Annotated in this window: 16 protein-coding genes and 1 pseudogene; 6 read left to right on the top strand and 11 right to left on the bottom strand. The window is 70.6% G+C overall.

The window, feature by feature from the left end:
* Positions 1-10: 10 nt before the first annotated feature.
* The 3 genes and pseudogenes from ACZ7M2_RS42310 to ACZ7M2_RS42300 all read left to right on the top strand — a co-directional run.
* Positions 11-568, top strand: coding sequence for a glycoside hydrolase family 25 protein (locus ACZ7M2_RS42310; RefSeq protein ID WP_352049399.1), 558 nt, complete (start codon positions 11-13; stop codon positions 566-568).
* Between the two features lie 131 nt (positions 569-699).
* A complete protein-coding gene (locus tag ACZ7M2_RS42305; RefSeq protein WP_352049321.1) occupies positions 700-1,053 on the top strand; it encodes a hypothetical protein in 354 nt (117 codons plus the stop codon).
* 21 nt (positions 1,054-1,074) lie between these two features.
* Positions 1,075-1,532: pseudogene (locus ACZ7M2_RS42300) on the top strand (MOSC domain-containing protein); the annotation flags it as partial.
* A 2-nt stretch (positions 1,533-1,534) separates the two neighbouring features.
* Here the strand turns inward: ACZ7M2_RS42300 and ACZ7M2_RS42295 are convergent.
* Together ACZ7M2_RS42295 and ACZ7M2_RS42290 are read right to left on the bottom strand one after the other, a co-directional pair.
* A complete protein-coding gene (locus tag ACZ7M2_RS42295) occupies positions 1,535-2,206 on the bottom strand; it encodes an NADPH-dependent F420 reductase (RefSeq protein WP_471599970.1) in 672 nt (223 codons plus the stop codon).
* A 60-nt stretch (positions 2,207-2,266) separates the two neighbouring features.
* On the bottom strand, positions 2,267-2,983 hold the full coding sequence (locus ACZ7M2_RS42290; RefSeq protein ID WP_471599867.1) for a FadR/GntR family transcriptional regulator: 717 nt from the start codon (positions 2,981-2,983) through the stop codon (positions 2,267-2,269).
* Positions 2,984-3,176: 193 nt separating this feature from the next.
* Between ACZ7M2_RS42290 and leuA the strand changes: the two genes are divergently transcribed.
* Complete coding sequence (gene leuA / locus ACZ7M2_RS42285) at positions 3,177-4,943, top strand: 2-isopropylmalate synthase (protein ID WP_471599866.1); 1,767 nt, start codon at positions 3,177-3,179, stop codon at positions 4,941-4,943.
* Positions 4,940-5,728, top strand: a complete 789-nt coding sequence (locus ACZ7M2_RS42280; RefSeq protein WP_471599865.1) for an ABC transporter ATP-binding protein — start codon at positions 4,940-4,942, stop codon at positions 5,726-5,728. Before leuA ends, ACZ7M2_RS42280 begins: the two co-directional genes overlap by 4 nt.
* Positions 5,729-5,794: 66 nt before the next feature.
* Here ACZ7M2_RS42280 and ACZ7M2_RS42275 read toward each other — a convergent pair whose 3' ends face one another.
* Together ACZ7M2_RS42275 and ACZ7M2_RS42270 are read right to left on the bottom strand one after the other, a co-directional pair.
* On the bottom strand, positions 5,795-6,007 hold the full coding sequence (locus tag ACZ7M2_RS42275) for an EF-hand domain-containing protein (RefSeq protein ID WP_095852504.1): 213 nt from the start codon (positions 6,005-6,007) through the stop codon (positions 5,795-5,797).
* Positions 6,008-6,055: 48 nt separating this feature from the next.
* Positions 6,056-6,970 (bottom strand): helix-turn-helix domain-containing protein, encoded by a 915-nt coding sequence (locus ACZ7M2_RS42270; RefSeq protein ID WP_471599864.1) that lies wholly within the window; start codon positions 6,968-6,970, stop codon positions 6,056-6,058.
* Positions 6,971-7,019: 49 nt separating this feature from the next.
* On the opposite strand from ACZ7M2_RS42270, the gene ACZ7M2_RS42265 reads away from it, so the two are divergent.
* Complete coding sequence (locus ACZ7M2_RS42265; RefSeq protein WP_471599863.1) at positions 7,020-7,652, top strand: GNAT family N-acetyltransferase; 633 nt, start codon at positions 7,020-7,022, stop codon at positions 7,650-7,652.
* 3 nt (positions 7,653-7,655) lie between these two features.
* Here the strand turns inward: ACZ7M2_RS42265 and ACZ7M2_RS42260 are convergent, their stop codons facing one another.
* The 7 genes from ACZ7M2_RS42260 to ACZ7M2_RS42230 all read right to left on the bottom strand — a co-directional run bounded on the left by ACZ7M2_RS42260 (position 7,656) and on the right by ACZ7M2_RS42230 (position 14,844).
* Positions 7,656-8,264 carry an ADP-ribosyltransferase gene (locus ACZ7M2_RS42260; RefSeq protein WP_471599862.1) on the bottom strand — a complete coding sequence of 203 codons (609 nt, stop codon included), beginning with the start codon at positions 8,262-8,264 and terminating at the stop codon, positions 7,656-7,658.
* Positions 8,265-8,354: 90 nt separating this feature from the next.
* Positions 8,355-9,545: a YncE family protein gene (locus ACZ7M2_RS42255; protein WP_471599861.1), complete on the bottom strand. Its 1,191-nt coding sequence runs from the start codon at positions 9,543-9,545 to the stop codon at positions 8,355-8,357.
* Positions 9,545-10,453 carry a polysaccharide deacetylase family protein gene (locus tag ACZ7M2_RS42250; RefSeq protein ID WP_471599860.1) on the bottom strand — a complete coding sequence of 303 codons (909 nt, stop codon included), beginning with the start codon at positions 10,451-10,453 and terminating at the stop codon, positions 9,545-9,547. Before ACZ7M2_RS42250 ends, ACZ7M2_RS42255 begins: the two co-directional genes overlap by 1 nt.
* 83 nt (positions 10,454-10,536) lie before the next feature.
* Entirely contained in the window at positions 10,537-11,040 is a 504-nt protein-coding gene (locus ACZ7M2_RS42245; RefSeq protein WP_054234655.1) for an ATP-binding protein, read from the bottom strand.
* 264 nt (positions 11,041-11,304) lie between these two features.
* Positions 11,305-12,072 carry an enoyl-CoA hydratase/isomerase family protein gene (locus tag ACZ7M2_RS42240; protein ID WP_054234656.1) on the bottom strand — a complete coding sequence of 256 codons (768 nt, stop codon included), beginning with the start codon at positions 12,070-12,072 and terminating at the stop codon, positions 11,305-11,307.
* 91 nt (positions 12,073-12,163) lie between these two features.
* Positions 12,164-13,423, bottom strand: a complete 1,260-nt coding sequence (locus tag ACZ7M2_RS42235) for a L,D-transpeptidase (RefSeq protein WP_471599859.1) — start codon at positions 13,421-13,423, stop codon at positions 12,164-12,166.
* Positions 13,424-13,626: 203 nt separating this feature from the next.
* On the bottom strand, positions 13,627-14,844 hold the full coding sequence (locus ACZ7M2_RS42230) for a L,D-transpeptidase (RefSeq protein WP_471599858.1): 1,218 nt from the start codon (positions 14,842-14,844) through the stop codon (positions 13,627-13,629).
* Between the last annotated feature and the right edge of the window lie 256 nt (positions 14,845-15,100).

The raw sequence follows: 15,100 nt of genomic DNA, 5'->3' as shown, positions 1-15,100 counted from the left end.
GGAGTCGCCCATGCTGCGCGGCATCGACGTAAGCGCCTACCAGTCGTCCGCTTTCTCCACCGAGGGTCTCTCCTTCGTCTTCGTCAAGGCGACGGAGGGCCATACGTACGTCAATCCGAAACTCACGGCACAGGTGAAGACGGCCCGGGACGCCGGGTGCGTGGTCGGGTTCTACCACTTCCTGTGGCCCGGCAACATCACCGCCCAGGCGGAGTACTTCGTCGGCAAGGCCCCCGAGAAAGCCGGGGACCTGCTCGCCGTCGACTGGGAGGCCACCGGTGACGGCACGCACGCGAGCAACGCCGAGAAGGACCGTTTCATCCGGATGGTGAAGCAGCTTCGGCCGCACCACCGGGTCCTGCTCTACACCAACCGCAACTACTGGCTCACCGTCGACACCACCTCGTACGCCGGGGACGGGCTGTGGATCGCCGACTACGTGACCGCGGGCAAGCCCCGTATCGAGGCCTCGTGGCGATTCCACCAGTTCACCGACGAGCCCCTGGACAGGGATGTCGCCAACTTCGGCAGCAAGGCCGCGCTGAAGGAGTGGGCGACGGGGGGCTGACGAGCCGGCCGCCGCCCCCTGTGGACCGGCCGCCGCCCCCCGTGGAACGGACGGAAACCTCGTGGCCGCCGGGCTCATGACGCCGGTATCGTCCGGGCTCCCCCGTACCTCCCCCTTCGAAAGCGGTGCGCATGTCCAGCCAGCCGGCGACCACGCCCCTGTGGCGCCCCACCGGTCCCGAGGAGCTGGACCTGGTCCGGCAGTCGGGGTGGCGCGCCTGGCCGCCCCGGCTGCCCGAGCAGCCGATCTTCTATCCGGTGCTCAACGAGGACTACGCGATCAGGATCGCGCGGGACTGGAACGTGAAGCACAGCGGTGCCGGCTACGTCACCCGCTTCGAGGTCGACTCGGAGTTCCTGAGCCGGTACCCCGTCCAGCAGGTCGGCGGGCGGACCATCCTCGAGTTGTGGGTGCCGGCCGAGGAACTCGACGAGTTCAACGCCCACATCGTCGGAGAGATCCGGCTGACCCATGAGTTCTCCTGACGCGTACGCTCCGACCTGCGGCTCGGGGTGGAGGGTGATGTGCACGCGGGAACCACCGTGAAGCACCGGTTCCGGATGGCGAAGGACCCGTCGCAGGTGAACCTGCGACAGGTGCACCTGATGCACGAGGAGCTGTTCGACGAGCTGCGCGAGAACGGCTTCGCCGTCGCTCCCGGGGAACTCGGGGAGAACGTCACCACCCGGGGTGTCGATCTGCTGGGGCTGCCGGTGGGCACGCTGCTGCGTCTCGGGACGAGGCCGTCGTGGAGATCACCGGTCTGCGCAATCCCTGCGCGCAGATCGACGACTTCCAGAAGGGGCTGCTCAAGCAGGTCGTCGGGAGAGACGAGGACAGCGGCGGCGTCGTCTACAAGTCCGGGGTCATGAGCGTCGTACGGGAAGGCGGTGTGGTGCGGCCCGGGGCCCCCGTCGAGGTCGGGTTGCCGGCCGGGCCGCACCTTCCGCTGCGGATCGTCTGACGTTACGCGCGGAAGTCCGCGGGGCGCTCCCGCGGCGCCTCCGCCAGCGCCTTGGTCACCTCGTCGACGCCCTTCTGGAGGCCGTAGACCGGGGTGCCGGGCTGCTGGCGCCAGGAGTCGTCGAGCCCGCCCGTGTCGACCGTGTCGAAGCCGAGTTCGTCGATGAGCTCACGTACGACCCGCTTGGCGGCCTCGTCGTCACCGGCCACCGGGAGCGCCAGTCGGTCGGGGGCGCCGGCCGGGCGGTGCCGGTCCAGGATGTCCTGGGCGTACGTGCCGTTGAACGCCTTGACGACGGTGTGGCCGATCTCCCTGGCCGTCCAGCCGCTCTCGGTCAGGCCCTCGTCCTCGATCGCGGCGATCCTGCCGTCGCGCTGCTGGGGGTAGTAGTTGCCGGTGTCGATGACGGCGACGCCCTCGGCGGCCTGGTCCAGAAGCCCGTGCGGCAGGTTCGGGACCGCTTTCAGGGGAACCGTGACGACGACGACCTCGGCGTCGCGCGCCGCGTCCTCGACCTTGACGGCGGTCGCCCCGGTCTCCTCCGCGAGTGCGGTGAGGGTCCCCGGACCGCGGGAGTTCGCGACCGAGACGTCGTGTCCGAGGGCGGTGAGCCGTCGGGTGAGGTTGCCGCCGATGTTGCCCGCTCCGATGATGCCGATCTTCATGATGGACAGGCCCTTCCGGGGTTGACGCCACTGGACTGACGGTGATCGTCAACCGTGGTGCACGCGCGCCTATTCCGGGACGTACGGCGTCCGGGTGCCGGGCCGCCGCAACAGGGCGAGCGTCTCCTCCAGCTCCTCCCGGAGCACCGTCCCCGCCGTGTCCGCGTCCCCGTCCGCGACGGCCCGTACCAGCGCCGCGTGGGCGTCGTCGCCCGTGTTGGGGTCGTGCTCCCGCATCCCCACCAGGTCCAGCATCTCGATCAGGCCCTCCCGCAGGGCGGGCACGAACTCCCTGAAGAGGTCGGTGAGTACGGGGTTGCGGGCGGCGGCGACCACGGCCGCGTGCAGCGCGATGTCGGCGTCGACGAAGGCCGCGTCGTCCCCGGCGGACGCGGCGCGGCGGCCGGCCAGCGCGGCGTCCAGGGCGGTGACGTCCTCCGGTGTGCGGCGAGCGGCGGCGAGGCGGGCCGCCTGCACCTCCACCAGGATCCGCACCTCGTAGACGTCCGTCACCGCGGCGCGGCGCAGCCGGGTGGGCCAGTCCTCGACGGGCTGGGTCGCGATGACGAAGACGCCGGAGCCCTGCCGGGGCCGCACCAGCCCCGCCCCGGCGAGCGCGCGCAGCGCCTCGCGGACGGTGGAGCGGCCCACGCCGAGTTCGGCGGCGAGCGTGGTCTCGCCCGGCAGCCTCGTGCCCACGGCCCAGCTGCCGTCGGCGATCCGCGCGCGCAGGCGTTCGGCGGCCTGTTCGACCAGGGGGCTGGGGCGGACGGGGCCCGGTTGCATCGGCGTTCCCACCAACTTGTCTGAGGAGTGAGAGGAATTCACTTGTCTGAGGAGTTGAACCATGGCTAGCCTACCGGCATGACGCTTCGCGGTCTCCTTCTTCTCGGCTGCCGCGGCGGGGCCTGACGCGACCGGCACCCCGCCGCGGGTCGCCGTGCTGCCGGTCCGCGTCCGACCGAGCCGAAGGCCAGAGATGACCACCACGTCGTACGACACTCCCCGCTGGAATCCGCAACGCCCCGGTCCCATGCCGCACCACCGCTACCGCCCCTTCCACGAACGGGTCGACGTCCCCGCGGAGGACCGGAGCTGGCCCTCCGCCCGCATCGAGCGTGCGCCCCTGTGGGTGCCGGTCGACCTGCGCGACGGCAACCAGGCGCTCGCCGAGCCGATGGACACCGCCCGCAAGCGCCGCTTCTTCGACCTGCTGACCCGGGTCGGCTTCAAGGAGATCGAGGTCGGCTATCCCTCCGCGAGCCGGACGGACTTCGACTTCGTACGCCACCTCGTCCGCCTCGTGCGGACCGGCGCCGTCCCGGACGACGTCACACCGGTGGTCTTCACTCCGGCCCGACGGGATCTGATCGACCGCACGTTCGACTCGATCGAGGGGCTGCCGCGCGCGGTCGTCCACCTGTACATCCCGACCTCGCCGGTGTGGCGGGAGGTGGTGCTCGGGCGGGACCGGGGCCAGGTGTGGGAGACGGTACGGGACGCGGCGGCGCACATGGTCCGACGGGCGGACGCGATGCCGTCCACGCCGTCGATGCCGTCTCCGTACATCCGTTTCCAGTTCGCGCCCGAGACCTTCAACCTCACCGAGCCGGACTACGTTCTCGAACTCTGCGACGGACTCACCGAGTTGTGGGACGCGAGCCCCGACCGCCCGGTCACGCACAACCTGCCCGCGACGGTCGAGATCGCGACCCCGAACGTCTACGCGGACCAGATCGAGTACATGCACCGGCACCTGGCGCGCCGCGACTCGGTGATCCTGTCCGTGCACCCGCACAACGACCGCGGTACGGGGGTGGCGTGCGCAGAGCTCGCGGTGCTGGCGGGAGCGCAGCGCGTGGAGGGGTGCCTGTTCGGCAACGGGGAGCGGACCGGGAACGTCGACCTGGTGACCCTCGCCCTCAACCTGTACGCCCAGGGGGTGGACCCCATGGTCGACTTCTCCGACCTCGACGGGGTGCGGGAGACGGTCGAACACTGCAACCGGCTGGCGGTGCATCCGCGCCACCCGTACGGCGGTGACCTCGTCCACACGGCGTTCTCGGGCACCCATCAGGACGCGATCAGCAAGGGCCTGGCGCACCACGCCCGGACAGCGGCGGAGCTGGGGGTACCGGCCGGGCGGGCGCCGTGGGCCGTCCCGTACCTGCCCATCGACCCGGCCGACGTGGGGCGTACGTACGAGGCCGTCATCCGCGTCAACTCCCAGTCGGGCAAGGGCGGAGTGGCGTATCTGCTGAAGACCCACCACGGGGTGGACCTGCCCGAGCGCATGCGTCCGGACTTCTCCCGCGTGGTCCAGGAGGCGACGGACGCGAGCGGTCGCGAGGCGACGCCCAAGGAGTTGTACGAGCTGTTCCGGGCGACGTATCTGCTCCCCGAGGGCGATGTGCTCCTGCACGCCTGGTCCACTCACCGGGAGGCGTCGGGCGCCCACCGTTTCGTCTGCACCCTTCAGGTCCGCGACCGGTTCGGCGACTACGAGGGCACCGGCAACGGCCCCCTCTCCGCCTTCACTGACGCCCTCACCGGCGCCGGTCTCCGCGTCGACATCCTCGACTTCCACGAACACGCGACCACCCCCGGCCCCGACAGCGAGGCGGTCGCCTACGCGCAGTGCCGCGTCGACGGGGTCACCCGTTGGGGCGCGGGCCGCGACACCTCCGTCCTCACGGCCTCGGTCCAGGCCGTGCTGTCGGCCGTCAACGGGGCGAGGGCGCTGTGACGGAGGTACTGCGCGCCCACGAGGTCCACGTCGTCCGCGACGGCGTCCCGATCCTCCAGGAGGTGTCGCTGAGCGTCCGCGCCGGGGAGCACTGGGCCCTGCTCGGCGCCAACGGGGCCGGCAAGACGACGCTGCTCGGCCTGCTCGGCGCGCTCACCCACCCCACCCACGGCACCGTGGAGGTGCTCGGCAGACGGCTGGGCACCGTCGACCTGCGGGAGCTGCGCTCGTACGTCGGCCACGTCAACCCCCGCCATCCGCTGCGCTCCCCCCTGCGCGTGCGCGATGTGGTGCTGACCGGCCTCACGAACTCGGTCGAACGTCCGCCCCGCTGGGAGCCGACACCGGAACAGGGACGCCGTGCCGACCGGCTCATCGGGACCCTGGGGCTCGCGGGCCGCCGCGAGGCCCGCTGGCCGACGCTCTCCCAGGGGGAACGCGGTCGCGCCCTGATCGCCCGGGCCCTGATGCCCGACCCCCGGCTGCTGCTCCTCGACGAACCGGCGACGGGCCTCGACCTGCCGGGCCGCGAGCACCTGCTCGACGCGCTGGACACCCTCCGCCGCGCACACCCGCTTCTGGCGACGGTCCTGGTGACCCATCACCTGGAGGAGCTGCCCCCGGGCACCACGCACGCGCTTCTCCTGCGGGAGGGCCGCGAACTCGCCCGTGGACCGGTCGAGGCCGTCCTGACCGGCGATCAGGTCGGCAAGTGCCTCGACCTGCCGCTGACCCTGGAGCGGCGGGACGGGCGCTGGAGCGTACGGATCCGAAGGCCGGCATGACGAAGGGGCGCCCGCCGGATGCTCGGCGGGCGCCCCTGTGCCCGGGTCACCTGGTCAGGGCCCGGGTCACTTGTTCAGGTGGGTCCAGAACTCGTCGAACGAGAGGACCTTGTCCCCGTTGAGGTCGCGGGTGGCGATGATGGCCTCCGCCACCGAGTCCGTGACGTTCCAGTCGCCGCCCTGGGCGAGGGCGCTCTTGAACTCGGCCGCGGTGATGAAACCGTCACCGTCCGTATCGATCCGCTCGAACTGCTTGCGTGCTTCCTCGATGTCCGCCACCGATCCGCCCCTTCGTAGTGCATGACAGCTGTGTTGACGGAGGTCAGATTAACGGTCCGCTTCGGCCCTCAGTGCGGCGACCACCCAGCCGAACTCCGCACGGTGCCCGGACGGGGTCCCCGCGCCCTTCACCGTGGACAGCAACTCCCGGTAGCGGGCGAGCCGGTCGTTGGACGCCGACTCCATGCGTGCGAGTACGGCGGCCGGGTCGCCGTCCCCCAGCACCTCCCGCAGGAGCGCCGCCGCCTCCGGCGACTCGGGGGCGATTCCCCGGGCGCGGGCCTCGGTCCCCACCTGGAGCATGCGCATGGGGAACCACACGGACCGCCCGGCGGCCGCGGCGTGGTCCTGGTCGGCCGCGTTGAACTCGACCACCGCGCGCATCTGCGCCCGGAACTCCGGATCCTGGACCATCTCCGCCAGCTCCACCCAGGCGTCCACCTGCTCGGGTGTCGGGTCCTGAGGCAGGTCCACCGCGGTGGACCGCATCCGCTCCTGGATGGTCGGGTCCACGGAGTCGAGCCCGTGGAACAACTCCTCCACGAACTCCTCCGTGATCCGTTTCCGTTCAGCGGCCGACAGCCGCGCCAGTTTGTTCATGAGCGTCATCTCCTCCGCGGTCGAACCGCGTCGCGCCACGGACGACAGCACCGCCCTCGTCACCTTCAGCGAGCCGATCTGCGCGTCCAGCGCCGTCACATGGGCGGCGGCCACCTCCGCGACCGTCGTCTCGCCGGCCAGCACCTTGCGTACGGCGTCCAGACCGAGGCCCAGTTCACGCAGGGTGCAGATCAGTTCGAGGCGGGCCACGGACGCGGCGTCGTACAGCCGGTAGCCGCCCGAGGAGCGGGCCACCGGGGGAAGGGCGCCCTCGTCCGACCAGTAGCGGATGGTGCGCACGGTCAGTCCGGTGGCCCGGGCCAGCTCGCCGATGGTGAGAAGTCCGGTGCCGTCGTCGATCATGTCTGCGAGTCTGGGCCTTCCAGTGGGTGGAGACTCAAGGAGCGCGGTGATGGAGACTCTTCGGGACATTCTCGACGCGGCCGCACGGGGTGTCTTCCCACCGGCGGACGGTCGTACGACCGTCGTGGCGCAGGCGTCCCACCGGGACGCGGGTGTGCTCGCCTTCACCGCGCACGCGGTGGTCTTCACGGACGAGGATCCGCGGTGGGTGCACGACACGCTGGCCGCCGTGCCGTGCGACGCCCTCGCCGCGCCGATGAACGCGCGGTTCCTGGCGGCCTTCGTCGAGCGGACGGGGCGTACGTCCGAGACGATCGACGCGATGCTCGTGGGCTCTCCCCTGCCGGGCGGGCCATCGCTCCCGCTGAAGGAGATATCGGACGGCGAACATCCGCGGATCGTGTACGCCCGCAGGCGCCGTACCGACGTGCGCGCGTGGACGACGGAGGGCGGTGTGCTGGTGCTGGGGCGAGGGATCGCGGGGCGGCTGGAGGTCTCCGTCGAGGTGGACGAAGGAGTACGGCACCGAGGGCTGGGCCGGGCCCTGGTGACGGCGGCCCGGCAGCTCGCCCCGGAGCCGCTGTGGGCCCAGGTCGCGCCGGGGAACGCCCGCAGCATGCGGGCGTTCCAGGCCGCCGGCTACCGTCCCGTGGGCTCGGAGGCGCTGCTCGTCGCCGGGTAGGCGTCAGTGCCAGGGCTCGTAGTACGGGTTGCTCTCGCAGTCGCTCATGATCTCGGTCTTGGTCTTCTTGTCGACCGGGCAGACGCCGATGATGTACTGGCGCGCGATACCGCCGGGGAAGGCGACCTCGACCTGGTCGGCCCACTTGTGGGTGTCACCGATGGTCTTGTTGACGTCTACGCCGCCGGGCGCGTCGATGTAGTAGTTGAAGCCCGACTTGTACCAGGTCTTGTACAGGTCGTGGTCGTACGTCGTCGATACGTACGGCGAGGGCTGGTTGACCAGGACGTACTGCTCGATGTCGTACTGCCCGTCGATGACGTCCTTGGGGTGGAAGCCCTGCTCGAAGACGGTGGCGGGGCCCCGGCTGTCGCTGCGGTACAGCGTGCCGCAGGTCTTGCGCCAGACCGGCTCGGGGGTGATGCGGTCGACCTGCACGCGGTGGTCGGCGGCGGCCTTGACCGGGTCGTCGAACTGGGGACACGTGGGCGCGACGGCCTTGGCGAACGGGGCGGCGAGGGTTGCGGGGAGCGTCGCGGCGGAGGTCGCGAAGACGGCCGAGAGGGAAACGACGACGGCGGCGGCCCGTCGCCGCAGGCGAGTGGTGATCATGGGGAGCACGATCTCGGTTCTGCGGCGGCGGGCCGGGGATCTTCACCCGTACGGCGGCGTGTCACCGCCTTCGGGCCGACCGGGCGTGGATCAGCGGAAGATGCCGGTGTGGCCGAGCGAGTAGCGGCCCGGCTGCGGGTAGACGGCCAGGCCGTGCGGGCCGCTGCCGACCGGGATGCGGGCCAGCTGGGCGCCGGTATGGGTGTCGATGGCGTACACCTCGGAGTTGTAGCGACCCGACAGCCACAGGACCTTGCCGTCGGCGGAGACGCCGCCCATGTCGGGGCTGCCGCCGTGTGGCAGGCGCCACTTCTTGGTCAGCCTGTTCTGGGTGAAGTCGAAGACGGAGATGGTGCCCTCGCCCCGGTTGGAGATGTACATCTCGCGCGAGTCACGGCTGACGTACAGCCCGTGGCAGCCCTTGCCGGTCGGGAGGAAGGACGGCCTGGTGAACTTGTCGCCGTCGACGACCCACACGCCGTTGGCCACCATGTCGGCGATGTAGAACCGCTTGCCGTCGGGGGAGATCTTGACGTCCTGCGGCATGGCGCCGCGGAAGGGCAGCTTCTGCTGGGCGACCACCTTCATCCGCGCGGTGTCGACCTTCAGCAGCTCGCCGCTGAACTCGCAGGAGACGATGAAGTAGCGGCCGTCGGGGGAGAAGTCGGCGTGGTTGACGCCGTAGCAGCTGACCGGCTCGGTCCGCACGCGCTTCATGGTGTGGGCGTCGCGGAAGACCAGCTCGCGGTCGAGGGAGGCCATGACGATCGCGTACTTGCCATCGGGCGTGAAGTACAGGTTGTACGGGTCGTGCACGTCGACGGTCTTGCCCGCCTTGCCGGTCCTCGGGTCGATGGGGGTGAGGGTGTTGCCCCGGTCGTTGTTGACCCAGAGCGTCTTCATGTCCCAGGAGGGGACGACGTGCTGGGGCTGGGCGCCGACCCGGATCGTCTCGATGACCTCGTACGTCTTCGGGTCGATCACGGAGACCGTGTTGGAGTTGGTGTTGGGGACGTACACGCGGGACGGGAAGTCCTTGACGACCGGCGAGAGCTTGTTCGGCCGGTCGGCGGCGTAGACGTCCTTCGGGTCGAGCACGGGCGGCATGCCGGGCAGGCCGTCGAGCTGCTTCGGCTGGGCCGGTTTGACGGCGGCCTGGGTGCCGACGGCCTCGTGGGCGGTGTTCTTGGACTCGCCGTCGCAGCCCGGAAGTGCGGCGAGTGCGGCGAGTACCGCGCCCGCGAGCAGGGCGCGCTTCGTGAGGTTCCGGTTGCGGTGCATCAGCTCAGCAGCTCCGTGGTGGTGACCGCGCGCAGACCGCGGCGGCCGAGTTCTTCCAGGACGGCGGGGAGCGCGGCGACCGTGTCCGCGTACCCGAAGTGCAGGCTCACCACGGATCCGTCGCGGACCCCGCCGATGACCTGGCGGGTGACGGCGGGGGCGCCCGGCGAGGTGTAGTCGAGCGAGTCGACGTCGTAGGAGAGGACGTGCGGGTAGCCCACGCGGCGGGCCACGCCCGCCACAAGGGCGGAGGCGGTCGGGGTCCGGGAGGGCCTGAACCAGGTGCCGATGGACCCGGTCAGCCGCCGCAGCCGGTCCGCGCAGCCCCGGATCTCGGCCTCCGCGTCCGCCTCGGACATCGTGTTGATGGCGAGGTGGCGCAGGGTGTGGTTGCCGAGGTCGTGGCCGCCGTCGAGGATGCGGCGGGCGATGTCGGGGTGCTCGTCGAGCCAACTGCCCACCGCGAGCACGGTGACCCGGGCGCCGGCTTTCTCCGCCTCGCCGAGCAGTGCCCTGGCGACGGCCGGGTCGCCCTGGCCGTGGAAGGTGAGGGCGACCCGCGGACGGTCGCGGGGGCCGTGGGTGATCTCGGCGGGCTGCTGCGGGAAGCGGCGGGGCGCGGGCGCGGCGGCGGGCTTGGCGGAGAGGTTCGCGGACGGGTTCGCGGAGGGAGAGACGGCCGTGCGGGACACGGCGACCGGGTGGGCGACGGCGCCGGTCGTGGAACACCCCGCGGCGAGTGATCCGGCGGCGAGCGCGACACCCGACCGCAGCGCCGCACGTCGATCCGGCGCCGCGCGCGCGACGCTTGCGTCGGGGCTGCCGTCGGCGCTTTCTTGGGGACTTCCGGCGGAGCTTCCGTCGGGGGACGGCTGAGGGGGACGAGCGGGCGTGATCACCCGCACCATTTAAGGGTGTAATGGTAAGAAAACGTGCGATTGGTCCGATTGATGAAGGTGCGGGTCGCGACGCGGGCCCTGGGGGTGAGCGGTCAGCGGTCGGCGACGCGCATCTCGAACCAGGTGGTCTTGCCGCGGGGCAGGAGGTCGACTCCCCAGCGGTCGGAGAGCTTGTCGACGAGAAAGAGACCGCGACCACTCAGGTCCATCTCCTGGACCGGCATCAGACAGGGAAGACCGCGGGAGGGGTCACGGACCTCGACGCGGATCCAGCCCCGGCGGCGGCGCATCCGAAGTCCGAAGACGCGGGCGCCCGTGTGCCGTACGGCATTGCCGACGAGTTCGGACACCAGTAACACGGCGTCCTCGGTCATCTTCGGGGAGAGCCCCCAGTGCCGCAGGACGATGACTTGAGTGAGCCGCCGCGCGGTGGCGGCGGACTCGGGGCGGGACGGCAGCGGGACCTCGCCCTCCGTCGGATTGCCGAACAACTCGAGCGCCTTGAGCGCCCGCTCGTCCTCGACCGCAGGCGACCAGCGCGCCGCGGTCGCACTCCCGTGCCGCCGCGGCTGTTCGATACCCTCCAGCCCCGCCATGCCCCCCATCATGGCCGCCCAGAGCTCGCTTCGGGGCCGTTCCGGAGGAATACGCCCCCCGGAACCGCCCATTCCGCACCATCCGATCGGCATATGCCCCCGGCAGTTCGTGGCTCGCCAGGGCCCATCTGACCTGCCGGAATGCCCCAGTTGACGGCAATCGCCAGTCGTCGCCGACAAGGCAAGCTTAAGGTTCCCTTAAGGCTTACATAAACCAGCCCTTCGGGGGACACTGGATAAGACATCGCGTCAACTGCAAGGGGATCAGAGGAACTTCGCCTTCCCCGGCCCCTCCTCCACGAAGCTGCGCATGCCGCGCTCGCGGTCCTCGGTCGCGAACAGCCCCGCGAACCAGTTCCGTTCAATCGCGAGCCCCGTCTCGAGATCGGTCTCCAGACCCGCGTCGATGGACTCCTTGGCCGCGCGCAGCGCGAGCGCGGGACCCTGCGCCAGCTTCGCGGCCCACGCGTGCGCCTGGGCGTACACCTCGTCGGCCGGGACGACCCGGTCCACGAGACCGAGCGACAGCGCCTCGTCGGCCTTCACCATCCGCCCCGTGAAGATGAGGTCCTTCGCCTTGGAGGGGCCGATCAGACGGGACAGGCGCTGGGTGCCGCCGGCGCCGGGGATCAGGCCCAGCAGGATCTCCGGCTGACCGAGCTTGGCGTTGTCCGCGGCGATACGGAAGTCCGCGCAGAGCGCCAACTCGCAGCCACCGCCCAGCGCGTACCCGGTGACGGCGGCGACGACCGGCTTGGGGATACGGGCCACGGCGCTGAAGGAGTCCTGCAGGCCACGGGACCGCACGACCATCGCCGCGTGGTCCATGGCCTGCATCTCCTTGATGTCCGCGCCCGCCGCGAACACCTTCTCGCCGCCGTAGATGACCACGGCGCGCACGTCCTCGCGGCGGGTGGCCTCCTCGGCGAGCTCCTTGAGCCGGTCCTGTGTGGCGACGTCCAGCGCGTTCATGGGCGGGCGGTCCAGGCGGAGGGTGCCGACGCCTTCGGCCACTTCGAGATGCACAGTCATGGAGGCAGGTTAACGGGGACTAACGACAACGGGCCCGGTGTACTCGGTCACAGAAGTGACCTGGCACAGCGGGCCCGTCGAGGCGAAACGGTCAGGCGGTCCAGGCCGACCAGGACATGTTCCAGCCGTTGAGGCCGTTGTCCGGGGCGACCGTCTTGTCGTGGGAGTTCTTCACGATCACCACGTCACCGGTGATGGAGTGGTCGAAGAACCAGGCGGCGGGGGCACTGCGGTCGCCGCCGCCGCGCACGTCGCGCAGGCCCACGCAGCCGTGGCTGGCGTTGTAGTTGCCGAAGGCGTCGCCGCCCCAGTAGTTGCCGTGGATGAAGGTGCCGGAGTCGGTCAGGCGCTGGGCGTCGGGCACGTCCTTGATGTCGTACTCGCCGCCGTAGCCGACCGTCTCACCGTTCATACGGGTCACCCGGAGCTGCTCGCTGATGACCATCTGGCCGTTCCAGGTGTCGTAGCCCGGCTTGCCCGTGGTGATCGGGATGTTCCTGATGACCTTGCCGTCGCGCTTGACGACCATGTTGTGGGTCTTGGCGTCGACCGTGGAGACCTGGCTGCGGCCGATCGTGAAGGACACGGTCTTGGCCTGCTTGCCGTAGACCCCGGGCCGGCCCTCGACGCCGTCGAGGTTGAGGGTGACGGTGACCTTTGTGCCGGCCTTCCAGTACTGCTCGGGGCGGAAGTCGAGGCGGTCGTTGCCGAACCAGTGGCCCTGGACGTCGACGGCCGGCTCGGTCTTGATCTTGATGGCCTTCTCGACGGCGTCCGGGTGCGTGATGCCCCGGGTGAAGCGGACCGAGAAGGGCATGCCCACGCCGACCTTGGAACCGTCCTCGGGCGTGAACATACCGACGAAGGTGTTCTTCGGGGTCAGCGTGGTGAAGGCGGACTCCTCGGCGGCCTCACGGCCGTCGGCGTCCTTGGCCACCGCGTGGACCTTGTACTTGGTGGCGGAGGCGAGGTGGGTCGAGGGCGTCCAGGTGGCACCCCCGCCGGTTATCGCGCCGTCGACCGCGTTGCCCTTGCCGTCCTTGACCGTGACCTCGGTCAGCTTGCCCTTGGCCGCGCTGACCTTGAGGGCTCCGCTGGTGGCCACGCCGTTCGTGCCGTCCTTCGGGGCGATGGTCACCACGGCCTGCGAGACCTTGGTGTCGGCCTTGGTGGAGCTGCCCGTGCTCTTGTCCTTGCCGTTCCCGGACCCGGCGTCCGAGTCCCCTCCCCCGCCGCACGCGGTCACGGCGAGCAGCAGCACGCCCAGCAGCAGCGCCAGGATCCCCTTGCTCCCCCGGCTCCCCCGTGCCCGCGTTCCAACCGACGCCCCCGATATCGGTCGCCCGTTCAAGTCTGTTCTCCCCTCGCACGGCCTGATCAGGCCCGCACCCCAGCGCGTCGCCGCGCGTATCGCGCTAATTAATCACACGGCTCTGAGAGATGGCTCCCCGGGATTGTCACCGTTCAGTCCCAAGTTCGGCCGTGTGGGGGCGCGCTGGAGTCCCCTGCCCTACGACACGTGCTTCCCCCCTTTGACCGGGCCGCTTCGCCGGGCTACTTCACCGCGCCGCCCGCCTTCCACTCCTTCCAGTCCATGTTCCAACCTCCGAGGCCGTTGTCGGGAGCGACTTCCTTGTCGTCGCTGTTGACGACCTCGATGACGTCGCCGATGAGAGTGCGGTCGAAGAACCAGCCCGCGGGGGTGTCGGAGCTGCCGCCCTTCACGTCCTGGAGACCGACGCAGCCGTGGCTGACGTTGCTGTTGCCGAAGACGCCCGAGGCCCAGTAGTTGCCGTGCACGAAGGTCCCGGAATCGGTGAGGCGCATCGCGTGCGGGACGTCCGGGATGTCGTACTCGCCGCCGAAGCCGACCGTGCGGCTGTTCATGCGCGTCACGTCCAGCATCTCCATGACGACCATCTTCCCGTTGTACGTCGTCCTCTTCGGAGCGCCCGCCGTGATCGGCACCGTGGCGAGGAGGTCGCCGTCGCGGCGTACCTCCATCGTGTGCGCGGCGGCGTCGACCAGCGAGACCTGACTGCGTCCGATGGTGAACGAGAAGGTCCTGTACTGGAGTCCGTAGACACCCTTCGCCCCCTCGACGTCGCGCAGCCGCAGCCCGACGGTGACCTTCGTGCCCGGCTTCCAGTACTTCTCGGGCCGGAAGTCGAGGCGGCTCTTGCCGAACCAGTGCGGGCGGACCTCCACCGCGGGGCTGGCCTCGATGTGGATCGCGCGCTCGACGGCGGACCGGTTCTCGATCTCCCGGTTGAACGCGAGGGAGACGATCATGCCGGTGCCGACGGTGGAGCGGTTCTCCGGCGTCACGTATCCGATGAACCGCTCCTCGGGGACGTACGTCGTGAACGTCGTGTGCCGCGCCGAGCGCCGCCCGTGCCCGTCGAGAGCCACCACGTCCACGGTGTACTTGGCGGCGAGCGCGAGCCGCGGGTCGTCGGGGGCCCAGTTCAGGCCGTCGGCGGAGATACGCCCGGGCACCGCGGACTCCTGCGCGTCCTGGTCCTTGACGACCTGCACGGACTCCAGACGCCCGTCGGGCACCCGCACCCGCAGCGCCTGTCGCGGGCGTACGCCCTTGCTGTTGTCGTCGGGAGAGATCCGGATGACGTCCTCGGCGGCGGGGGGTTTGCCGAGCACGTCCTCCATCCCGTGCGAGGTGCAGCCGGCTGCTCCGGCGAGCAGGCCGGCCCAGGTCAGTACGGCGGCCAGTGCGGCCCCTGCGCGCCGCGCGCGTGTCTGTTCGTGCTTCACAGCGGGCCCAACGAGTGTGCACCTCTGGGGAAACGTGAGTGCGAGCCAAGCGCTGGGCAGAACAGTGGGGAGGACGACGCGAAGGGGAGCCGCGCCCGTGAGCCGCAGGGGCGCGCCGGTGTCGGGAGGTCGAGCGCGCGGAGGCCCGAAGGGCTGAGCACGGTCGGCCTCCCGACACCGGCTGTGGCGCCCCGGAGGCGAGCGGGCCGACAAGAGGTGCCGGGACGCCGCACGCTCCTCTTCCGGCCGTCCACCG

Source organism: Streptomyces sp. NPDC111507, assembly GCF_055638955.1.
This window is presented reverse-complemented; position numbering and strand designations above follow the sequence as displayed.